The organism is Affinibrenneria salicis (assembly GCF_008710095.1).
This window is the reverse complement of record NZ_VYKJ01000010.1, coordinates 113,900-137,204: the sequence shown is the minus strand read 5'-3', so window position 1 is coordinate 137,204 and position 23,305 is coordinate 113,900. Positions and strand designations below refer to the sequence as shown.

The following is a 23,305-nucleotide window of genomic DNA, read 5'->3' as shown; positions in this document are numbered from 1 at the left end:
ATGAAACCGGGGTGTATACGGTCAATCGCTATGATGAGCGGGGGCGGTTAAGTGAAAGCGAAAATGCCGAAGGCGATATTACGCGTTACCGCTATAACGAAGCGGGAGATTTAATCGCTATCGTTTATCCCGACGGCAACGACGAACAATTTCAATATTCTCCGCGTGGTGAGCCGGTCGCTCATCTGCAGGGCGGACTTACCCGGTGCTTCGGGTACGACCCGGCCGGCAGATTAATTCGGCTGGTCAACGAAAACGGCGCGGAAACCCAGTTTAGCTATGATCTGATGAACCGACTGACTCTGGAGACGGGTTTTGACGGTCGAATTCGTCGCTATCGCTATAATCCTGTCGGACTGCTGATACAAAGCGAAGATGCCGGCAGGGTGACGGACTGGCATGACGATGAAGCCGACCAACTTGTCCGGCAGGTCTGGCAGAACTATGACGCTCAGAATACATGCTCGCTAAATCCAGAATCTTCAGCCTCCGGAGCGCAGTACAGTACCGCCTGGCGCTATGATGTTATGGGGCGGTTGAGCGGCGCGGAACACCTCAATCAGGGGAATAATGTAAGTATTCACTATCAATATAATGCCGTCGGTCAGGTTATCGCCGAACAGCAAACCGTAAGTACGCCAGATGGCGTGCGGCTATGGCGGCATGAGGTGAATCATGAGTACGATGTTCTGGGGGGGCGAACAGTAAGCATCCCTGATGGTCTGCCGCCGCTACGCTGGCAAACCTACGGCAGCGGTCATCTGTTAGGGCTGGCTCTGGGCGGGCAAAACTTAGTGGCGTTTGAACGTGATGACCTTCATCGCGAGACGGAGTGCCGTTTCGGGCAACATGTGCTAAATCGTCACCATAGCGCTGCCGGGCGGCTGCAGTCGTTACAGATTGATGATAGTCCCCAACATCCGCTGAGCTACCGATACGGTTATGATAAACGCGGGCAATTGATTCATTGATCCGCAACCTCCGGTCAAATGCCGGATTCATCTTTACCACTGCGACCATCTGGGGACGCCGCAGGCGTTGATTGATGACGCCGGACATACGGCGTGGCGCATACAGCTGGATCCGAGGGGAAATACCCTTGATGAGGATAATCCCCTGGACGTGGCTCAACCGATCAGAATGCAGGGACAACATTATGATGAAGAAAGCGGCCTGTTTTATAATCGGTATCGGTACTATGATCCTGAAACAGGGCGGTATGTGACACAGGATCCGATAGGGTTGGCTGGGGGATTAAACCCATATACTTACCCACTCAGTCCGGTCACTGATGTGGATCCGCTGGGGTTATTTCCTAAAGAATTTATTCCTGGAAGTGATGCTGCAGCTTTCTTCATTTTGTATCACATTGAAAAAAGTATGACGTCTCGTAATTTATCCGGAACGGATAATTTTTTTCATTGTACTGCATTTTGTCGTGTATCAAAATCTAAATGGGCAAGTGATAGTGCCGCCCGTAATATGGGGGCGGTGAAAGAATTCAGAGATTATATTTTGGGGCGAATAGGGTTATATGGAGATAAAAGAAAGCGTTCACATGAAGAAATGATTGAGGATAACATTAAAGATCTTAAAGCTAATGAATATGGTTTAACCTGTCCTGCCGATACGAATTGTGCTGACCGTTGCATTAAATACATTAACCCGCAACATTATAAAACCAAAGAAATATTAAAAAATAAGGGGTATCTATAATGAAAAAATGGTTGTTTTTGTTGTTTATAATAACTTCATTGTCTGGGTGCGATAATACCACAAAAACTTACAGCTCCTATTCTGAAACTTTGGAAAATGATAGTATAAAAAGTTGGTTGCCAGATTTTTTCCCAAAAAACGCAAGTGATATAAAGTTCATGTCAAATTTAGACCTGAACTCCGTCAGCGTTTATTTTTCCCTGCCTGAAAACGAAGGGATAAAGTTAAATGGGACAGGAGAAAGAATGGCATCATCTGATGGTGTTAATTTCATAAGAAGACAGGATGGAAATATTACATCTGTTTTATGTATTAGTTCCAACTATAATCTCTTTAACGAAAAAAACTATAAGCATTTTTTACTGGGAGCTACAAATAGAAAGGGGCAGTATTATTTGATAAGTGTAAATGATGAGCAATATAATGTTTTTTGTTAAGTTTACTATTATTCTTTATTCTAAACACGAATTACAAATGCCGGATTAGACCATGATGATAAGTTTGAACTGTACTATAAGATAGAATGCTATATCACTCAGGATTCTATAGGGTTAAAAAGTGCATACAGAAAAACATGAGGGCCGAGGGTTAGCAGATGGTGCTCACGGTTGTATAGTTTTAACAGGTAGTCCTGTGCATTGGCATTATGATGTTAATAATCAGAACCCCAAAACATGTAAGTGTTATCCTCAGAAACATGTTTTTGGTGGGTGTGGTTTACCTTGATAAATTAGATTGGGGGCAATAATGGAACATGATTTTAATGAAGATTCTTTTCATGATAATTTAATTCATGGTGTCGTGTTTTACTCCGATGTCGGGGAGTTTTCTTCAGATATAGCACTGGATATTGACTATATAGAGAAATGGATTAAAACAGAAAGGGGTGAAATATTTTTTGTTATTTACAAAGCATTGCTGAAATTTCACGATGTGACTGATTTAAAATTATCGATTAATTGGGGGGACACCAACAACAGTCATTTTTCTGGCGATGCATCAGGGGTTTATATTAATAAAATCACAAAGAAGAGAATATATTCTCCAATTGAAGATGATTATTTTTTGTGGAATATAGATACAAACAATCATGATAGTCATATTAATTTTGGCGCGTCATCTTTTTCTCTGGAAATTATTGGGAGTAAACAGACCGTCAATCGTCAATTTTTACTTAGGAATGAAAGATAACAAATAAAATTATCTTAATTATAATTTTTAATATAAAGCAGCAACCGCCACGGACTGGCGCTGACGGATACAGATATCGGGACGGTATGGCGTGCAAGAATGGCGATTGTCCCCAACATCCGCTGAGCTACCGATACGGTTATGATAAACGCGGGCAATTGATTCATTGATCCGCAACCTCCGGTCAAATGCCGGATTTATCTTTACCACTGCGACCATCTGGGGACGCCGCAGGCGTTGATTGATGACGCCGGACATACGGCGTGGCGCATACAGCTGGAGCCGAGGGGAAATACCCTTGATGGGGATAATCCCCTGGACGTGGATCAACCGATCAGAATGCAGGGACAACATTATGATGAAGAAAGCGGCCTGTTTTATAATCGGTATCGGTATTATGATCCTGGAACAGGGCGGTATGTTACACAGGATCCGATAGGGTTGGCTGGGGGATGGAATTTTTATGCGTATCCGTTGAATCCTGTGAGTAATATAGATCCTTTAGGATTAGATGCCTGTAAGGTTTTGTACCCGGATTATCCCATTGAATATATGGCAGGACTTACCAGTATCTGGCTCGGTGGTCATGGGGGTATTATCGGTTATGATAAGCATGGATCAACAAAGTACTATGAATATGGACGTTATGAACCCGATCTGAAGGGGATTGTAGGCATTAAGTTACCTGCAGCTGACGGTAATATCAGGAGTATAAGTATGCCTGGTTTGGTTTTGGATAAAAATGGTAATCCTGATAATGAGTCACATGAAAGTCTCAAAATGGCTTTATCGAAAAGGTCTGGGAAAAATACTCGTGTAGAATTAACCTGAAGTAATAAAATAGTCGAGAGAAAGGTATATAATTATATTAATGAGATAGCCAATAATCAAAGCAGAGAAAAATATAGCTGGAATACACTTTCACCAAATCATTGCCGTAGTTTTTCGGAGAATTAATTTAAGGCAGGAGAATGAATTATGAGGTGTAAATACATAGTTTTTATTTTTGCAATAGTTAGCGTCTCATTTAATGTGCTTTTTTTGTACAACTGGATAGATCGTTCAGTTAGTCTGAGTTATTCGAAAAAATCGTTTGATGATTGTAATAACGATCTATCAATAACTAAAATAATAATTAAGGATGAACTTAAAGGGAAAGATAAAAATTTCGTTTTACAGCGAATAAGAAAAAATAAATTAGACAGTTATTCGTTAATTAAAGATAACGTATTGTACCTTGGGAATACAGAGTTGATATTTTAATATAATGTGTTAGTCGATGTTAAGTGATTTGACTGATGACTAAGATGTGTTTTCAGTCAGGGTAAGTGGATATTTTATTAAAGCGTGTCACAATCGAGTGGCGAGTGAAAATATTAGCCACATTAGCCACATTAGCCACATTAGCCACATTAGCCACATTAGCCACATTAGCCACATTAGCCACATTAGCCACATTAGCCACATTAGCCACATTAGCTACTGACAGTTTAATATGCTGATTTAACGCCCCGTTCATCGCTGGTTATCATGCTGGGTTAAAAATAGCGCGTTTGGGTCATGATTCAAACGGGGGATTCGCCGTGTCGCCGCCTTCCTGCAACCCGAATTATTTTGGCTATAGGTCCAAAATACCTTCCGGATGTTCATCGTGGTGCTTGTTCCGGTATTAAATCCCACCTCAGCTATTACCGCTAAGGTGCGGGTGGGCTATTTGGGAGAAGTAAACATAGCGATGATAATGAATATATCGCAAACATGCTCTATATTCCGAAGCGCGCCATCCATGGCGCCGCCGTTTTTTTACTTAACCTGTTCCTTCACCATGTCGATATAGATCTCGCGCAGACGGCGGGCTATCGGACCGGGCGTGCCGTCGCCGATGGTTTTGCCGTCCAGCGAAACCACCGGCATCACGAAGGTAGTGGCCGAACTAATGAAAATTTCGCGGGCGTGACGGGCCTCCTCCGGCGTGAACGGGCGCTCTTCCAGCTGGATATTGTGCTGCGCCGCCAGCTTCAGCAGCGACTGGCGGGTGATGCCGTGCAGAATATCGTTGCTCAGCGGGCGGGTCACCACGGTGTTGTCGTGCAGCACGATATAGCAGTTGCAGGAGCTGCCTTCGGTGATAAAGCCGTTTTCCACCAGGAAGGCGTCGTCGGCGTGCTGCGCGTGGGCGAACTCTTTGGCCAGACTGGCGGCCAGCAGGCTGACCGTTTTGATGTCGCGGCGGTGCCAGCGAATATCCGGGCAGGTCACCACCTTCAGGCCGGTTTTGGCCTGCGGGTTGTCAAGCACGGCGCGCGCCTGGGTAAACAGCACCAGCGTCGGCTTCACGTCGGCGGACGGGAAGTGGAAGTCGCGGTCGCCCGCGTTGCCGCGGCTCAGCTGCAGATAGATCGCGCCTTCGTTCAGGTTATTTTTTTCGATCAGCGCGTAATGAATCGCTTTCAGCTCGTCGAGAGAGACCGGCAGCGTAAGCGAAAGCTCCCGGCAGGAGCGCTGCAGGCGCGTCATATGACCGTCGAATTCCGCCAGCTTACTATTGACCACCGCGGTGACTTCATACACCGCGTCGGCGAACAGAAAACCGCGATCAAAGATCGAAACTTTGGCCGCCTGTTCTTCCACAAAGTGGCCGTCAACATACACAATACGTTGCATCACAACACTCCTTCAATAGTCAGTCGATGCAGCTTAACCCACTTTATCCCCACAGCGCTGCGTCCGGCGGCGATAATTCGCTGCCGCGGTAACTCAGCCCGTGGTCACGATCGCGCTGCAGCAGCAGCGGCCCGTCCAGATCGACAACCTGCGCCCCCTGCGCCACCATAATCGCCGGCGCCATCGATAGCGAGGTGCCGACCATGCAGCCGACCATGATCTGCAGACCCTGCTGGTGAGCGCAGGCGCGCAGGCGCAGCGCCTCGGTCAGTCCGCCGGTTTTATCCAGCTTGATGTTTATCATATCGTAACGCCCGGCGATGGCGGCCAGCGAGTGCGCATCGTGGCACGATTCGTCGGCGCAGATCGGGATCGGGTGCGGCAGTTCGGCGAGGACGCCGTCCTGACCGGCCGGCAGCGGTTGCTCGATCATGCTGACGCCCAGCGCGGCCAGTTCCGGCACCAGCTTCAAATAGAGGTCGGCGTCCCATCCTTCGTTGGCGTCGACGATGAGACGCGCCGCCGGCGCGCCCTCGCGCACCGCCGTTACCCGGGCCAGGTCGTCCTTATCCGCCAGCTTGAGCTTGAGCAGTGGCCGGCCTGCCTGCTGCAGCGCCGCCTGACGCATCCGCTCCGGCGTATCCAGCGACAGCGTGTAGGCTGTTTGCAGACAGACCGGCTCGGACAACTGCAGACGCTGCCAGATACGCTGTTTCTGTTGCTTGCATTCTAAATCCCAGAAGGCGCAGTCGATGGCATTGCGAGCCGCGCCGGCCGCCAGCCGGATTTGCAGCTGTTCACGGTCCAGACCGTTGCGAATATCGTCATTCAGCGCGTTGATCTGCGCCATTACGCTATCGATCGACTCGCCGTAGCGCGCATAAGGAACACATTCTCCGTAGCCGATGGCGTCGCCGGCGCGTAGCGCCACCACCACCACGTCGGCTTTGGTTTTACTGCCGCGTGAAATGGTGAAGGTGCCCTGCAGCGGCCAGCTTTCCTGAGTCACTTGCATCTCGATCATAGGGCGGCCAGCCGATCGACGATGCGGCCTACGCCCTGGCGGAAGGGATCCACCGTCGGCAGGCCGAATTTCTGTTCGATATCCGCCATCACCTGCAGCGCTTCCGCTTCGCTGAGCGCCGCGGTATTGACCGAAATCCCGACAAAGCGCGCGCTGGGATTGGTCAGCTGCGCCATCGACAGGTTGAGCGCCATGCAGGCGGCCAGATCGGGGATTGGGTAGTCGACGCCGCGCATGGTTTTACGCGTCGGCTCGTGGCACAGCACCAGCGCATCGGGCTGCGCGCCGTGGATAATCCCGGTGGTTACGCCGGCGAATGAGGGATGAAACAGCGAGCCCTGGCCTTCGATCACGTCCCAGTGGTCGGCATCGTTGGCGGGCGCGATGGTTTCGACCGCGCCGGCGATGAAATCCGACACTACGGCGTCAATGCTGACGCCGGCGCCGCTAATCAGAATGCCGGTCTGACCGGTAGCGCGAAAGGTCGCTTTACCGCCGCGGGCCAGAATCTCTTTTTCGATGGCCAGCGCGGTGTACATTTTACCGCACGAGCAGTCGGTGCCGACCGGCAGCAGGCGTTTGCCGCTGCGTTTGCGGCCGCTGGCGACCGGGTAGGTCTGCGAGGGGTGGCGTACGTCGAACAGGGAACGGCCCAGCTTCGCCGCCAGTTCGCGCAGTTCCGGTACGTCGGCCAGACGGTTGTGCAGGCCGGCGGCCAGATCCATGCCGCTTTCCAGCGCCTGACGCAGTACGGCGATCCACTGTTCGGAAATGATCCCGCCCCGATTGGCGACGCCGATGACTAATGTTTGCGCGCCGGCGGCGCGTGCGGCGCTGATATCCAGATCCGGCAGCTGGCAGTCGGCATGACAACCCTCCATACGGTACTGACCAACGCAATATTCCGGGTGCCATTGTTTAATCCCGATAGCCACTTTGGCGGCTAACTGATCGTGCGCGTCACCCAGGAATAATAAATAGGGTTTCTTGATATCCATTATTCATCCTCATAAGATTCAGGCATAAGACATTAATAAACGTCAGCAATATAAATTATTGAGCGGGAACAGATCTGTACGATTGATAATAAACGTAGTTATATCATTGTCAATAACCCGATAAACTAAGTGATACTGGCTGCATATTTGCCAATTATGTAGAATTAAATTCATTTTTTTGTTTTTTTTGTGATATTAAATGCTGTTTGTCGTTTTTATTGGTGAATGTCGTGGTTTTTTATAAATTATAGTCAGGCGTTCTGAATGATAAATATTTTATATTATTGATTTTTATGTATTTTATTTTTAATACCGCTTGTTGCGTACGCTCTATGTTGGGGCGTCGTGTTGTCATGGGGCCCCAAAATAATGCATTGCGTGATTTTGTTTTTAAATTGTTAATTAAAGCCGCTTATTACGCGATAAATAATATGGCTGATGGCGCGAATGATCTTAAAAGAATAATTAATAAATATACCGTTCGCTATAAATAAAAATAATGCCTGACGTTAAATCGCTGCGCGCAGTGATGTTTCACTTTTGAGCGCGCTACAACGCGTAGCTGATGATAAGCTAATTTAAATAATCATTAAAAACAGTGAAGTAGGCTTTAACCATCCTGTCGTTGTCACTCAACCTGCAGAGGAAAATGTAGCGCTATTATGCGAAGCTATTCGATCCGGCGCATAATCGGCGGATTCATCCGCCGCTGCGCCGTCGATGGCGCGGCGGGGTATGCGGCTGAAGGCGGGGCGCGTCGCTCAGGCTTGCCCGGCCGCGTCGCCGGTATGATAGCGGCCGCGCGGCACAATCAGCGGCGTGTGGGAAACCGGATCGTCGATAATGATGCAGGACATGCCAAATACCCGTTGGATTAGATCGGCGTCGACGATCTGCGCGGGTTTGCCCTGCGCCATCACGCGCCCGCTCTGCATCACGATCAGATGGTCGGCATAGCGACAGGCCTGGTTTAGATCGTGCAGGACTGCCACCAGGGTTCGGCCGTGCTGTTGATTCAGCTCACGAAACAGATCGAGCAGATCGATCTGATGGGCGATATCCAGCCAGGTGGTGGGTTCATCCAGCAGCAGCAACGGCGTCTGCTGGGCCAGCACCATCGCGATCCATACCCGCTGCCGCTGTCCGCCGGACAGTTCATCCACGCTACGTTCGGCCAGCGTGCTGACGTTGGTAGCCTGCATGGCGCCTTCCACTGCGTCCTGATCCGCCGGGCTCCACTGGCGCAGCAGGCTCTGGTGCGGGTAGCGGCCGCGCGCGACCAGATCGGCTACGGTAATGTTGTCCGGCACGATGGCGTGCTGCGGCAGCAGGCCGATGCGGCGCGCCAGCGTTTTGGTCGGGATCTGATGGATATTTTTTCCCTCCAGCAGCACTTCGCCTGCCAGAGGTTTCAACAGCCGGCACAGTGCGCGCAGCAGCGTGGATTTGCCGCAGGCGTTGGGGCCGATGATCACGCTGAACTGACCGGCTGGAATCGTGACATTCAGATCTTCAGCAATGATTTTGCCATCGTATCCCAGCTTCAGGTGGGCGGCGTGCAGATGCGGTGTCATCTCGGTTGATTCTCTCCAGAACGGTTAACGGCGCGATTCGCGGATCAGCAGCCAGATCAGATAAATACCGCCGATACTGACGGTGACGGCGCCGACCGGCAGCTGCACTTTACTGAAGGCGTGCTGGGCGATCATATCCGCCGCCAGCAGTAAAATCGCGCCCGCCAGCGCGGCGGAAAACAGCGGGGTGGCGCTGGCGCGCGTCATCCGGCGCGCGATCTGCGGGGCGGCCAGCGCGATGAAGGATATCGGGCCGGCGGTTGCCGTGACCAGCGCGATCAGCACAATACCGGACAGCATCAGCCACAGGCGGCTGGCTTCGGCGTTGACGCCCAGCCCTCTGGCGATGTCGTCGCCCATTTCCAGCAACTGCAGGCGCTTCGCCAGCAACAGAACCGCCAGCGCGGCCAGCGGGGTAAGCCACAGGGCGGGCTGCGCTTTGGTCCAGGTAATGCCGTTCAGTGTTCCGGTTCCCCACAGCGTGGCGGACATGGCGTCATCCAGCGAACCGGTGATAATCAGCCAGGTATTGAAGGCCGACAGCACCGCGCTGATGGCGATCCCGACGATAATCAGACGGAAGCCGGAAATACCTTTACGCCATGCCAGCAGATAGACCAGCGCGGCGGCGCCGATTCCGCCCAGCACCGCGCCGCCGACAATCTGATAATAGTTGCCCTGCCACAGCATAATGACCAGCAGTACGCCGGTGAACGCGCCGGTATTAAAGCCCACCACGTCCGGGCTGCCCAGCGGGTTGCGAATGATGGATTGAAAAATAGCGCCGGCGATGCCAAGACCGGCGCCCAGCAGCAGCGCCATGCAGGCGCGCGGCGCGCGCCACTGAGTGACGACGGTGATGGTGCCGCCGTCGCCCTGGCCGGCCAGCGCCCGCCAGACATCGGACGGCGAAAGCGCTAAGGTGCCCAGCCCCATCGCCGCGGTTAGCAACAGCAGGCCGAGCAACAGCAGCGCGCCGTTAATCAACAGCGCGCGAACCGCGAACCGGCCGCTGAGTAAACCGCCGGGCGTACTGAGTTGCAGTGTTTTACTTAACATATCGGCTGTTCCTCAGGCCTGGCGTCGGCGCACCAGCCAGATCAGGACCGGCGCGCCGATAAAAGCGGTAACGATAGATACCCGCAGCTCGCCGGCCGCCAGCAGGCGACCGGTAACGTCGGCGCACAGCAACAGCACGGGAGCGAACAGAAAAGAGTACAACAGAATCCAGCGCTGATCCGGCCCGGCCCACCAGCGTGCAATATGCGGGATCATCAGCCCGACAAAACCGATCGGACCGGCCAGCGCGGTAGCCGAGCCGCACAGCAGCATAATCGCGATGACCGCCAGCGCGCGGATCAGCGCGACGCGGGTGCCCAGCGCGGTGGCGATATCCTCCCCCATACTCAGCGCGTTCAGCGAGCGGGCGGTAATAAGCGCCAGTGCGGCGCCCAGCAGAATCGTCGGCGTTACCAGCGCCATGTTGCGCAGCGAACGAATATCCAGCGTCCCGGCGGCCCAAATACGCAACTGGTCGAACGCCTGCGGATTGAGCAGGGAAATCGAGGTGGTAAAGCCGGTGAGCACCGCGCTCAGCGCCACGCCCGCCAGCGTCAGACGCACCGGATTGATGCGCCCGCCGCTCAGAGTGCCGATCATCCAGACTATCAGGCTGCTCGCCAGCACGCCGAGCCACGCGCAGCTTAGCCACGCCGCCATGCTGGTGATACCGAAACAGGTTATACCGATCACGATGGCGAAACTGGCGCCGGCGTTCACTCCGAGGATGCCGGGATCGGCCAGCGGGTTACGGGTCAATGCCTGAATAACCGCTCCGGCGCCCCCCAGCGCGATACCGACAATAATGCCCGCCAGCGTGCGCGGCAGGCGGGCATTCAGAATAATCGTGCTGTCGGCATTATGGAGCTGGCCGGTCAGGCTATGCCATACCACCTGGGGCGCGATGGATTTGGCGCCCAGCATCAGGCTGGCGACGACGGCGAGAGCCAGCAGCAGCAGACTGAGCGCGATTCCTGATAAATGTCGGTAAGGGTGAGCGCTGGCTGAAGGCGGCGTACTGACCCGCCCCTGCGTCCGATCTGGATGAAGTGACATCCGCAACAACGACTCCTCAATGATGGATTACCCTGGCTGGTTAGCCGGTCTGGCGGCGGATTCGCTCCACTGCATTGCCGGCAGGCGCGCCGGTGTCTCCGGTCGCCTGTTCAGCAAGCGCCATTAGCGGCAGGGCAATGGCGCAAACAGAATTATTTCGGGTGTGGTTATGATTATCATTCCTATTGCCAATGCCTATGGTAGCACGCGTTTTTGTGCGAATACATTGACATAAACCGTCAGCCGGGCGATTTTCCGCCGGCCGGACGTCAGTTCGCGGCGGGCCGGCGGAAATAACGTTCGATGTTATTCAACATATTGCCGGCGCTGTAGTAGTCCAGCCGGAAGGTGTCCGGCCCCATCGCCCAGATTCGGCGCTGCATCACCGGCGCAAGGTGGCTAAGAAAGGGGTTGGCGATAACGCTGTCGACCGTGCGATCGTCGGCGGAGAACAGCAGCAGCGACTGGCCGTTCAGACCGTCCGCCATATTTTCGCCGGAAATCTGTAAAATATCCCGGCGCTTGCCCTGGCTGGTTTCGGTGGGAATATGGTCGGGCAGCGCCGCCAGCTGAAATCCCAGCTCGGCCAGCAACTGCCCCTGGGCGGAGGCGGGCGTCCAGATATTGGCGCCGCGCCCGTCCTGATAATACACCAGCGCGGAAACCGGCTGCGGCGGCAGGGTGATGGCCTGTTTCACCGCCTGCACCCGCTGTTCAAAGCGTGCGATAACCTGTTGCGCGTCGGTCTCGTGTCCGGTGGCCGCGCCCAGTTGCTGCGCCAGTTGCTGCCAGCTCTTATCGCCATAGTCGATAACCAGCGCAGGCGCGATGGCGGACAGCTGTTCATACAGTTTTAGCGCCGAGTCGCCGCCGGTGGCGGCGATAACGATCAGATCCGGGGCGGCGGCGGCGATGGACTCCGCGTTGGGTTCGGTGATGTACAACGGTTTTACGCCGCGCGCTTTGGCTTGCTCGCTCCACTGGATGAAAAAGCCCTGGTCGTCGGATACCTGCATATTGGGGTTGGTGGCGCCGGATGCGATCAGCGGGGCGTTGATCGCCAGCAGCGTACCGCTGAGCGTCACGCTGGTGGAAACGATGCGCTGCGGCGCGCGCTGTAGCGTCAGCGGCCCTTTCAGCGTCTGTACGGTGCGCGGCCAGCCGTCCTGTACCGTTGAGGCGGCGGGCGGCGAGGCCGGCGCTGCGGCCTGTTGATTGTCACAGCCGGCGACGAGCAGCAGCACGGCGCTGAATAACATGGCGTACAGACGGGGCGTAGCGGCCTGAGCGAGGGTTTGCATAACCGTCAGATTCCTCCAGATACGGGCAAAAGGGGGCGCTGTAGAGCGCGGCAGAGTATATGATAATGTCTCTCATATACCCGCCATACTTCAAGTTGCAGTTGCGTTGGTTGCCCGGTCCTTCACCGGCCTCATCCCTGAGTCGCATCTTTCGGGCCGGCGCATTGCGTGGTCTGGACCGATCGTCTTGTGTTTCGCAACCCGAATTATTTCGGCGACGGGCAGAGCCCATCGCTCGTCCGATACTCTTCTTGCGCCGCCGTCCTCCGGCGTTTAGCGCCGGTGCGGAATGAAGCGGGAATGCTTGTTGGCATGCACGTCCTTCATGGTATACAGCTGCTGAATCAGGGTATCCAGGCGATCGATGATTTTCATGCCCAGGTAGAAGTAGCCATATATCTGATTTTCTATCGCCAGATCCTGCTGAGCTTCGTCGTCCGGCTGACTGCGCGCGATGGTTTTCAGCTCAAGCATGACTTCTTTCTTGAATTCCCGATGGTGGAATTTTTTAATGCCGTCGATATCTTTGGTGTTATCGCGGATAAAGGATTCCAGCATGATAAAGCGATGCTGAATGGCGTTGTTTATTTTGGAAGACAGTGAGGACTGGTTAATTATTTTATGGCTGACGTCACATTCCCAGTATGCCATTTCAATTAATGCCAGATAGGAGGTTAGATCCTGAATACATTCCTGAATACTGACATAGGTTCCTTTGATGAATTTTGTTTCCTGCTGAGCGGGGACGGATAATTTTATAATATTGGCGACTATTCTTTTATTTTTTGCATTTAGCTGGCGCAGGTCCAGTTTAGTGAACACATTGCGCGACAGATTGGCGGCGTATAGAAGATGTAAATTGGATATCAGCTTGAAGAGTTCAATATTCCAGTGAATGCTCGCCTTATGCGGCAGAATGCTGGAAAACAATACCGCCATCAGGCAGCCGATAAATACATCGGATATCCGCCACAGAGCGATGTCCAGATTGCCCTCCGATGCCGTTACGATCACCGACATTGTAATGCCGATCAAAATACCGGCGTAAGGGATTTTGCTCAGCGTCAGATAGCCGCAGGTGAATATGCCCATGGCGATCGGGAAAACGGCCAGAAACGGGCTGAATTTCCCGGCATAAAAAGAAGTGATACCAAAAATAATACCCATTAGCGTTCCCAAAGTACGCTGGATCGCTCTGGGATAGACGCTTCCCTTATAGGACATCGGTCCCATAATCACCACTAAGGTGATGAAGATCCAGGAGAGATCCTCTATGGCGTTGAAGTTGGAGAAAATCAGCAGAGAACAAAGAAACGCCAGTGTCAGCCTTGCCGCATGCGAAATCCGATAATACTTATATTGTATATTTTCTATCTGCTTTTCTATCGTCATGGTGTTGTTCTTTAAAATGCAATAAAGCTATAAAAACCAAAGAAGTCAATGAGATAATGATAATAATTAACGTATCGATGGAGAATAACTGATGGTCATCTTTTATCATCACAAGAGAGAGTGCCAGAAAGGTGTATACGATATATTTTACGCATTCTTTTGTAAAATCCGTTCGTTTATATCTTAAGTCGGATGAGCAGTGCGGGCAGGAGGATTTTTTAAGCGTGACCAGTTTACTGCAGTTAGGGCAACGATGATATGTCATGTTCATTTTACCCAATAAATTACAAGACACGGACAGCGGCGAGCGGGCTCATTCCGGCATGTGCCGGATAACGGAGTCAAAGCGCCTGCAGGTGAATAACAGGGTAACGGCGTCGCTCGTTATTTGTTCAGCAGCGATAATATTCTTTATGTATATCATCTTCTATTTTATGCGTGTAACTAATTGTAAGTTTTGATTTGATTTTTCCAGAGCCTGCTGAAGGGCCGTGCGGCAGCGGTTCGAATAATGACACGCCGGCTGGATACAGGAGACAGGGATCGGAAAAATGGCGATCCCCATGCGCTCCAGCCGCCTGAGCCCGTTCCGTCCACGCCGATCGTTTTGCGCCTTTTGTTGACGGTCGCGCGCCAGCGTGGGTTGCGGCCTCTTCTCGGTTATTCCATCACGACGTGATAGCCCATGAAAAATTCCCAGCTGTCGTTCGCCATCATAGGGAATCCTTTCCTGAAGGCCTGGCTTGAGGCTGGGGTCCGGGCGTAGTATGTAGCGGGCGCCATATCTTCCGTCGCGCTGTTGGCTTTAGGGGCCGGAGCGTAGTCGGTCAGTTCCGATATTATGCTGTCGCTTCTTTTCAGCATGCTGCGTGCGTCAATACCCAGAATATTCTGCTGGCCGCCCATCACCACGGCTTTTAACACCGCGCGCCCGATGGCGGGGGCATACCACATGACTTCCCGGGTATAACCCTTAATTGAGCAGGTCTGGCTATAGCATTTGGGTTTCCATGACGACGGCCCTTCAACCCGCGGGTCGCTCTTCTGCCAGCTCGTATTGCGCGTTATCACCAGCGTATCAAAGGTGCCGCCGGCCACGGTGATTTTATCCACGCCCGCGACGCGCGTGTTGGACTGGGCCCGCCAGGCATATTGCCATTTCACGCCCTTTTCCGGCGTAAACGATACGGTTTTTTGATAGCTGTCCCGCCACTCTTTGCCCGGCGTCAGCGGGAAATTCAGAACTCTTTTCCCCGCGGCCCGTTGTTCCTGCGTGCTGTAGTTATCGATGACCTCCGTCACCTCTTGTTCCGCGCCGTTTTTTTGATCGGATAAGCGGTAGGTCGCCGTATTTTTTTTGACCGACAGCAATTGCAGATCGGCGGTGTACTCGCCGTCGGAGCTGTATGTCCAGACCGCGCCGGGCGCCGGCAGAATACGCGGACCGGCTTTAAACGGTAGCGTCGCGATGGGCATGCCCTGGTCGTCATAGTGGATATAATCCAGCCCGACGCTATAAATTTTTTCTATTTTTTCATTCGGCCCATAGCGGTAAAACTCCAGACTGTTTTCCTCCGGGCTGTTCTGAGTGAACCACTCTCCGACCGGTTTGTCGTTATGGTAATAACCGTGATAAATAACCTTATTGCCCTTTATCTTTTTGTACTCGCCTTCCTGCTGGTCATTGCGGTAAAACGAGTATGTTTTTTCACCGTCGTCTGTTGTCTGTATCTGTTCGCCGTCTTTATCAAATCGCCCGTTGCCGGTCGCATACTGAGTAAGATCAAGCAGTTCTCCCTGAGGGGAAAACTGTTCTGATTTATATCGATCTGACCCCGTAACCGTTTTTTTCAGCACGTTTTTTTGCGCATCGTAGGTAATTTCCAGATGAGGCGCGTCGCCGTACTCTTCCGTCCAGGATTTTATATTGCCGTTGTCATCATAATTTTCGATTATATCTTTGCTGAGGCCGTTCTCGACCCGGGTGAACTGTTTTCTTTCCAGCTTGCCGTCGCGGGTGTAATGCTTGTACTCATTGAAGCCCTCGCCGTCAAAATCGATCCCCTCATATTCCAGTTGGCCATTGGGATAGTATTCTTTTTCATTAACGTAAGCCGTGCTGGGCAGATAGCGTATGACTTTTTTGGGCGTGCCGTCTTCACGATATTCGGTTTCACTGCCGGTTGGATTACCATTCGCATTCCTTGTTCCCTGGCGAGAGAGCTTGCCGTTCGAATAATAAGTGCGATATTCGCCAGTATAATTTTTTTGCGTGAACAGCGGGTCGGCTTTGATATCGATGAGCGTGCTCTGTATGACCGGCGAGCCATTGGGATAGCGGATGGTGAATTCCCAGCCTTTGCTGGTCTGCTTCAGCGGCCAGTCCAGTATATATTCCGTCTGCTGGCCTGTTTCGGCGAAGGTCCAGTCTTCCGTCAGGTTACGGGTTTCGGCCCAGGCGGTATTGAGCAGTGTACAGAGCAGGATTGCCCGGATTATATTTTGCATTAAAACAGATCCCTTTACGTGGTATTGCGCCATAGCCGCCATCGTCATGTCTGGTCGATACTCGTCATACTTCAGGCTCGCTGTTCAGGCGGCAGGTTTTGTCCTGCGACTTGAGTTAATCAGGGTATATTAAGTTAACCAACGGGCGTATCACCGCGCCCCGATCAGGCGACGAGTATATACCCTTCATATCTCAAGTTGCAGGTGCGTTGGCTTTGTTACTCGCCCTGCCATGGGGCTCGTCCTTGCCGGGCCGCCGCCAGCGGCGTTCAACCCCGTTTCCGGCAGATTTGTCGTTCACCCCGGCCACTTACTGGTGTAAGCTCCCGGGGATTAATGAGCGACATTCTGTCCCTCACCGAAGGTCGGCCGCTGGCTGGATAAATTGGTTGCCGACGAATGTGTCGCGGTGTCGCCGCCTTCCTGCAACTCGAATTATTTTGGGTATACTCTAATTAATTCCGGGAGACCATCAGGGTACGGGTGCCGTAACCTGGCCGATGGTTTCCTTTGCGGCGAGATGAGTTTTATGATCGATATGCATCAGCATTATCAACAGATTGCCGGGTACGTACAGGCTCATTACCTTGACCTGTACCCGCCCGCGTTTCGGCCGCTGGTGTTACAGTCCGACAGCCTGTCTGTAGATTATCGGCCCTGGCTCAGCGGCGCCGAACCGGTGCCCGACTGGCTGCGTTTTAGCGGCAAAGCGCTCGACGAGGAGACGCGGACGGATCGAGCCAAAGGGGCGCTGGTCGGTCTGGCGGCGGCGGATGCGGTGGGCACGACGCTGGAGTTTCGTCAGCGCGACGAAGCGCACGTCGACGATATGGTCGGCGGCGGGCCGTTTAATCTGAAGGCGGGCGAATGGACCGATGACACCTCTATGGCGCTCTGTCTGGCGGAAACCTATATTCACGCCCGGTATCTGGATCTTACCGGTTATCGTAATCGCCTGGTCAACTGGTATCGGCACGGCGTCAACAGTTCGAACGGCGTTTGCTTCGATATCGGCAACGCCACCCACTATGCGCTGGAGCAATATCTGAGCCAGGGACCGGAGTGGTTCGGCAATAGCGCGCCGTCGACGGCGGGCAACGCCGCCATCATCCGCCTGGCGCCCGCCGCCATCTTTCAGCGCCATTCGCTGCTGCGCACCTGTAGCGATGCGGAATGGCAGGGAATGGCGACGCACGGCGCCATTGAATCCCGCGACTGCAGCCGGCTGCTGGGGATGATCTTGCATCGGCTGTTAAACGGCAGCGATAAAGAAGAGGCGCTGGCCGCGCACATGTGTTGCTTCAATGCCCGCACCATGCTGATTAACGCCGGCGAATATAAACGCAAAACGCGCGAGCAAATTTGCTCCAGCGGCTACGTGATCGACACGCTGGAAGCGGCGCTGTGGGCGGTCTGGCGGACCGATAATTTTCGTGATGCGGTGCTGCTGGCGGCCAATCTGGCTGATGATGCGGACAGCGTCGCCGCCACCGCGGGGCAGATCGCCGGCGCGCTGTATGGCTATTCGTCCATTCCCGCCGCGTGGCGCGATAAACTGGTCGAGCAGGACAGGACTCGCCTGATGGCGGAGGATTTATATCGGCTGGCGCCACGCTGAAAACAAATCCGGGCGCGCCGCCCGCCTGAGTGAGCGATAAAGGATGTCCGGCATGAAACCTAAATCGATAACGCTGTATGACGTGGCTGACTACGCCGGCGTTTCCTATCAGACCGTGTCGCGCGTAATTAACCAGGCCAGCCATGTCTCGGAGAAAACCCGTCAGAGGGTTGAAGCGGCCATGGCGGCGCTCAATTATGTGCCAAACCGCGTGGCGCAGCAGCTGGCGGGCAAGCTCAGCCACACCATCGGGCTGGCTACCACCCACTTATCCCTCCACGCGCCTTCGCAAATCGTCGCCGCCATTAAATCTAAAGCGAGCGAAATGCAGTTCAGCGTGGTGATTTCCATGATTGAGCAGCCCGGTCTGGAGGCGTGCAGGGCGGCGGTGAACAGTCTGCTTTCTCAGCGCGTGGATGGGCTGATCGTCAATATCCCGCTGGAGGATGACGACGCGCGGGCCGTCGCGCGCGCCTGCGGCAAGGTTCCGGCGCTGTTTCTGGATGTCTCTCCCTCGCTTGCGGCGCACACTATTCTCTTCGATCCCTATGAAGGCGCGAGGCTGGGCGTGGAGCACCTGGTCGGTCTTGATCATCGGCGCATCGCGCTATTGAACGGGCCGCTAACCTCCGTCTCGGCGCGCCTGCGTTTCGAAGGCTGGCGGCAGACGCTGGCGCATTACCAACTGAATCCGGTGGCGATACTGCAGGGCGACTGGAGTTCGCTGTCGGGTTACGAGCAAACCTCCCGCATGCTGGCGCAAGGCACGACGCCTGGCGCGTTGCTGGTGGCAAGCGACCAGATGGCGCTTGGCGCGCTGCGCGCGCTGTCTGAATTCGGCCTGGCGGTTCCCGGCCAGGTTTCCGTGGTCGGCTACGACGATACGGAGGACAGCGCCTGTTTTATCCCGCCGCTGACCACGATCAAACAGGATTTTAAAACGCTCGGCAAGGCCAGCGTGCAGCGTTTGGTCGAGTTGATCCACTCGCCTGACAGCGCGGCGTCGCCGCAAATTTTGCCGGTCAGCCTGGTTAAACGCAAAACGACGGATGTGCCGGTCGGCAGCGCGCCTTCCTCCCAGGCGCTGGCGGATGCTCTTGCCGTGCTGGCGCGTCAGGTCGCGCGGCTGGATTCTCGCTAATCCCGCGTGCAGGCCCGCGCTGCGGGCCTGCCGTCGATGCGCGCCGCGCCGGGATAAATTTGTGAGTGTTGTCACCTAATGCCATCCAGCAGCTTTACATCCTGACTGGCAGGTCCGATATTTCATCTAAATTGTGAGCGAATCGCAATCAGATAAAGGACCCGATATGATGACCCTTAAAGCAGGCAACGTCGCCGCCACGCTCGCGTCGGTACTCGCGCGGCGCGACTGGGAAAACCCCGCGGTGACGCAATTGAATCAGCTCGCCGCTCACCCGCCTTTCGCCAGTTGGCGTTCGGCGGACGATGCCAGAGACGATACCGCGTCGCCCAGCGTGCGGAGTCTGAACGGCCGCTGGAAATTCAGCTATTTCAGCCGGCCGGAGGCGGTGCCGGAAAGCTGGCGCTATCAGGATGACGATCGCACCGATGACGTTAACGTGCCGTCCAACTGGCAGATGCTGGGTTACGGTACGCCAATCTATACCAACGTGACTTATCCCATTCCGGTCGATCCGCCGTTTGTTCCGGCTGATAATCCCACGGGTTGTTATTCGCTCACATTTAGTGTCGACGATGACTGGCTGGCCTCCGGCCAGACGCGCATCCTGTTCGATGGCGTCAACTCGGCGTTTCACCTTTGGTGCAACGGCGACTGGATCGGCTACGCCCAGGACAGCCGTCTGCCTTCCGAGTTCGATTTAAGCGCGGCGCTGCAGGCGGGAGAAAACCGTCTGGCGGTCATGGTGCTGCGCTGGAGCGACGGCAGCTATCTGGAAGATCAGGATATGTGGCGGATGAGCGGTATTTTTCGCGATGTCTCCCTGTTGCATAAGCCGCACACTCATCTTAGCGATATCGGGATACTGACCCATCTGAACAGCGACTTCAGCCACGCCGAGCTGGAAACCCAGGTGGCGGTCAGCGGCCCGGCGCGCCAGGCAACGCAAATTGCGCTGCAGCTGTGGAATGGCGCCGAACTGGTCGGCGAGCGCCGGCAGCCTATCGGCAGCGAAATTATCGATGAACGCGGCGTTTACGGCGACCGTACGACCGTGCGTCTGTCGGTCGCCCGGCCCGCGCTGTGGAGCGCGGAGCTGCCTCATCTCTACCGGGTGGTGGTGATGTTGCATGACGGCGACGGCGCGTTGATTGAAGCGGAGGCCTGCGATGTCGGCTTTCGTCAGGTAGAAATCAGCAATGGTCTGCTGAAACTGAACGGCAAGCCGCTGCTTATTCGCGGGACAAACCGGCACGAGCATCACCCGGAAAACGGCCAGGTGATGGATATCGACACCATGCGAAAAGATATCCTGTTGATGAAGCAGCATAATTTTAACGCGGTGCGCTGCTCCCACTATCCCAATCATCCCCTTTGGTATCGCCTGTGCGACCGCTATGGCCTGTATGTGGTGGATGAAGCCAATATTGAAACCCACGGCATGGTGCCGATGAACCGGCTGACCGACGATCCGGCATGGCTGCCGGCGATGAGCGAACGGGTTACTCGCATGGTGCGGCGCGATCGCAACCACCCGTCGATTATTATCTGGTCGCTGGGCAATGAATCCGGCCATGGCTGTAACCATGACGCGCTCTATCACTGGATCAAGGCCAACGACCCCTCCCGTCCGGTGCAGTATGAAGGCGGCGGAGCCAACAGCCCGGCCACCGATATCCTGTGCCCGATGTACGCCCGCGTGGAGCAGGATCAGCCGTTCCCGCAGGTGCCGAAATGGTCGATTAAAAAATGGATCGGCATGCCGGATGAGTCGCGCCCGCTGATCCTGTGCGAATACGCCCATGCGATGGGCAATAGCTTTGGCGGTTTCCATAAATACTGGGCGGCGTTCCGGCAGTATCCGCGTCTGCAGGGCGGTTTCGTCTGGGACTGGGTGGATCAGTCGCTGACGCAGTATGATGAAAACGGCGCGCCTCACCAGGCCTACGGCGGCGATTTTGGCGATCAGCCCAACGATCGCCAGTTCTGCATGAACGGTCTGGTGTTTGCCGACCGCACGCCGCACCCGTCGCTGTACGAAGCTAAGCAGGCGCAGCAGTTTTTCCAGTTTACCCTGCACCGCACCGAGCCGCCGCGGCTGGAGATTTCCAGCGAATATCTGTTCCGCCGCAGCGACAACGAACGCCTGATCTGGACGCTGGCGCAGGAAGGCCAAACGCTGGCGAGCGGCGAAGTCGCGCTGGATATCGCTCCCGAAGGTCGGCAGTCGATCGCGCTCGACGATTTGCCGCCGGTCGCCACCCCCGGGCAGGTGTGGCTGACGGCGAAAGTGGTGCAGATTGACGCGACGGACTGGAGCGACGCCGGTCATGTCTGCGCCTGGCGGCAGTGGCGGATGGCGGATGTGCCGGCAATCGAGCCGCAACCGGCAGAGGGCGAGGCGCCGCGGCTGTCGGCGAGCGAAGGGTATTACGATATTCGTCACGGCGCGCAGCGCTGGCGCTTTAGCCGCCAAACCGGCCTGCTGACGCAGTGGTGGCAGGATGAACAGCCGACGCTGCTGTCGCCGCTGCAGGACCAGTTTACCCGGGCGCCGCTGGATAACGACATCGGCGTCAGCGAAACTACGCGCATCGACCCGCACGCCTGGGTGGAGCGCTGGAAAGCGGCGGGGCTGTACGATATGACGCCGGAGACGGCGCGTTGCGAAGCGGAGCCGCTGGCGCTGGCGGTGGAAGTGCGCACCGTTCATCGCTGGACGTATCGCGGCGCCACGCTGTTTATCAGTTACAAAACCTATCGTATCGACAATCAGGGCGAACTGCATCTCAGCGTGGATGTGGATATTGCTTACGGCACGCCGGCCCCGGCGCGTATCGGCCTGACCTGTCAACTGGCCGGGGTGCACGACAGCGTCGCCTGGCTCGGCCTGGGGCCGCATGAGAACTACCCGGACCGTAAACAGTCGGCGTGCTATGACAGCTGGCGGCGCCCGCTCGACGAGCTTTATACCCCATACGTGTTCCCGACGGAAAACGGCATGCGCTGCGATACGCGGCGGCTGGAATATGGCGCGCACCGGTGGCGCGGCCATTTCCATTTCAACATCAGTCGCTATAGTCAACGACAACTGCGCGAAACGTCGCACCGGCATTTGTTGACGCCGGAGCAGGGCAGTTGGCTGAATCTGGATGGTTTCCATATGGGGGTCGGCGGCGATGACTCCTGGAGCCCCAGCGTGGCGCCGGAGTATCTGTTGCAGGATAGCCACTATCACTATGCGGTAAGCTGGAAACGTCGCTAAACAGGGGGCTTTTCCCGGGCAGGCGCAGGCCGTCTGCCCGGACGCCTGATATGTCTCCCGCCGTCGGCCGGCGGGTCCGCGGTTTACGGCGTTCACTCATCCGCTCCACGTTACCGGTTCCCTTTATCTTACCGGCTACCGATGCCTGATTTTGCCGCCTGCCGTCTGCCGCCGCCAGGGCCGCGCTATTCGGCCACGCGCCGGTTCTCCTGTCCTGCTCCCGGTTTATCCCGCCGCAGGGGCGTTCCCTCCGTTGCCGCCCGTCTGGCTTTCGTGTGCGGTGAACCGTCGACCCGATTTAAAAATTGCATTGCCTAATCCAAAAATTGCCTTCCCTTTATTTAACCGACGACGAATGTGAGACTCCGTTCGCAGAAATACCATCCCGGTTATTGCAGTCGGGTTTGTTTACCCGTGAGGAAAGGGCTATGCCATGAGCTATTTATACGCTTGCGTTAGGCGCATTCGCCATCTGCACCGGTGAGTTCATTATTGTCGGAGTCTTGAACAATATGAGTCAGGAGCCGGCTATTTCAATTTATTCATCGGGCATATTTGTTATGGTTTGTCGAACGGCCGATCAATATGCTTGATCGCCAGGATAAGCACACCACCGCGCGGATGAGGGCGACCATTAGGGTGTGTCCCTTAACTGTTTTTTGTACAGATCAGCATTGTTATAACTGTGCCAAAAGCGCTGTTAAGCGATAAAAATAGTCCTAAAAATGCTCAATATTCAACCAAAGATCACATTTGGGAAATGATTACTACATCACTTTTTGGTATGTCGGGAGGTTA

At 54.7% G+C, this 23,305-nt stretch carries 18 protein-coding genes and 1 pseudogene; 10 read left to right on the top strand and 9 right to left on the bottom strand.

Annotated features, from left to right (window positions below; genetic code table 11):
• Positions 1–11 precede the first annotated feature (11 nt).
• The 7 genes and pseudogenes from FJU30_RS18245 to FJU30_RS27480 all read left to right on the top strand — a co-directional run bounded on the left by FJU30_RS18245 (position 12) and on the right by FJU30_RS27480 (position 4,393).
• On the top strand, positions 12–971 hold the full coding sequence (locus FJU30_RS18245; protein ID WP_150436399.1) for an RHS repeat domain-containing protein: 960 nt from the start codon (positions 12–14) through the stop codon (positions 969–971).
• Positions 967–1,716: pseudogene (locus FJU30_RS18240) on the top strand (RHS repeat-associated core domain-containing protein); the annotation flags it as partial. The gene FJU30_RS18245 and the pseudogene FJU30_RS18240, both read left to right, overlap by 5 nt.
• The gene (locus FJU30_RS18235; RefSeq protein WP_150436397.1) at positions 1,716–2,153 is read left to right on the top strand and encodes a YbbD family protein; all 438 of its coding nucleotides are present in this window, start codon (positions 1,716–1,718) and stop codon (positions 2,151–2,153) included. The pseudogene FJU30_RS18240 and the gene FJU30_RS18235, both read left to right, overlap by 1 nt.
• A 310-nt stretch (positions 2,154–2,463) precedes the next feature.
• Complete coding sequence (locus FJU30_RS18230; RefSeq protein WP_150436396.1) at positions 2,464–2,907, top strand: hypothetical protein; 444 nt, start codon at positions 2,464–2,466, stop codon at positions 2,905–2,907.
• 165 nt (positions 2,908–3,072) lie between these two features.
• Positions 3,073–3,738 carry an RHS repeat-associated core domain-containing protein gene (locus FJU30_RS27670; RefSeq protein ID WP_150436395.1) on the top strand — a complete coding sequence of 222 codons (666 nt, stop codon included), beginning with the start codon at positions 3,073–3,075 and terminating at the stop codon, positions 3,736–3,738.
• Between the two features lie 147 nt (positions 3,739–3,885).
• Entirely contained in the window at positions 3,886–4,170 is a 285-nt protein-coding gene (locus FJU30_RS27665) for an Imm58 family immunity protein (RefSeq protein WP_150436394.1), read from the top strand.
• Between the two features lie 97 nt (positions 4,171–4,267).
• The gene (locus FJU30_RS27480) at positions 4,268–4,393 is read left to right on the top strand and encodes a hypothetical protein (protein WP_263406736.1); all 126 of its coding nucleotides are present in this window, start codon (positions 4,268–4,270) and stop codon (positions 4,391–4,393) included.
• 317 nt (positions 4,394–4,710) lie between these two features.
• Here FJU30_RS27480 and FJU30_RS18215 read toward each other — a convergent pair whose 3' ends face one another.
• The 9 genes from FJU30_RS18215 to FJU30_RS18175 form a co-directional block, all read right to left on the bottom strand.
• On the bottom strand, positions 4,711–5,571 hold the full coding sequence (locus FJU30_RS18215; protein ID WP_150436393.1) for a D-amino-acid transaminase: 861 nt from the start codon (positions 5,569–5,571) through the stop codon (positions 4,711–4,713).
• Between the two features lie 43 nt (positions 5,572–5,614).
• Positions 5,615–6,595, bottom strand: a complete 981-nt coding sequence (gene dgcA / locus FJU30_RS18210) for an N-acetyl-D-Glu racemase DgcA (protein WP_150436392.1) — start codon at positions 6,593–6,595, stop codon at positions 5,615–5,617.
• The gene (gene dgcN / locus FJU30_RS18205) at positions 6,592–7,593 is read right to left on the bottom strand and encodes an N-acetyltransferase DgcN (RefSeq protein WP_150436391.1); all 1,002 of its coding nucleotides are present in this window, start codon (positions 7,591–7,593) and stop codon (positions 6,592–6,594) included. Before dgcN ends, dgcA begins: the two co-directional genes overlap by 4 nt.
• A 761-nt stretch (positions 7,594–8,354) precedes the next feature.
• Positions 8,355–9,167, bottom strand: coding sequence for an ABC transporter ATP-binding protein (locus FJU30_RS18200; protein WP_150436390.1), 813 nt, complete (start codon positions 9,165–9,167; stop codon positions 8,355–8,357).
• 24 nt (positions 9,168–9,191) lie between these two features.
• A complete protein-coding gene (locus tag FJU30_RS18195) occupies positions 9,192–10,226 on the bottom strand; it encodes a FecCD family ABC transporter permease (RefSeq protein ID WP_150436389.1) in 1,035 nt (344 codons plus the stop codon).
• A 12-nt stretch (positions 10,227–10,238) separates the two neighbouring features.
• Entirely contained in the window at positions 10,239–11,282 is a 1,044-nt protein-coding gene (fepD, locus tag FJU30_RS18190) for a Fe(3+)-siderophore ABC transporter permease (protein WP_150436388.1), read from the bottom strand.
• 269 nt (positions 11,283–11,551) lie between these two features.
• Entirely contained in the window at positions 11,552–12,541 is a 990-nt protein-coding gene (gene fepB, locus FJU30_RS18185) for a Fe2+-enterobactin ABC transporter substrate-binding protein (RefSeq protein WP_395858572.1), read from the bottom strand.
• Between the two features lie 315 nt (positions 12,542–12,856).
• Positions 12,857–13,975, bottom strand: a complete 1,119-nt coding sequence (locus tag FJU30_RS18180) for an FUSC family protein (RefSeq protein ID WP_150436386.1) — start codon at positions 13,973–13,975, stop codon at positions 12,857–12,859.
• A gap of 660 nt (positions 13,976–14,635) precedes the next feature.
• Complete coding sequence (locus FJU30_RS18175; RefSeq protein ID WP_191091642.1) at positions 14,636–16,483, bottom strand: toxin-antitoxin system YwqK family antitoxin; 1,848 nt, start codon at positions 16,481–16,483, stop codon at positions 14,636–14,638.
• Positions 16,484–17,012: 529 nt separating this feature from the next.
• Here FJU30_RS18175 and tri1 point away from each other — a divergent pair.
• The 3 genes from tri1 (at position 17,013) to FJU30_RS18160 (ending at position 22,507) form a co-directional block, all read left to right on the top strand.
• On the top strand, positions 17,013–18,101 hold the full coding sequence (tri1, locus tag FJU30_RS18170; protein ID WP_150436384.1) for an ADP-ribosylarginine hydrolase Tri1: 1,089 nt from the start codon (positions 17,013–17,015) through the stop codon (positions 18,099–18,101).
• 52 nt (positions 18,102–18,153) lie between these two features.
• On the top strand, positions 18,154–19,242 hold the full coding sequence (locus FJU30_RS18165; protein ID WP_150436383.1) for a LacI family DNA-binding transcriptional regulator: 1,089 nt from the start codon (positions 18,154–18,156) through the stop codon (positions 19,240–19,242).
• A gap of 166 nt (positions 19,243–19,408) precedes the next feature.
• Positions 19,409–22,507, top strand: a complete 3,099-nt coding sequence (locus FJU30_RS18160; RefSeq protein WP_317984055.1) for a beta-galactosidase — start codon at positions 19,409–19,411, stop codon at positions 22,505–22,507.
• Positions 22,508–23,305: the final 798 nt, after the last annotated feature.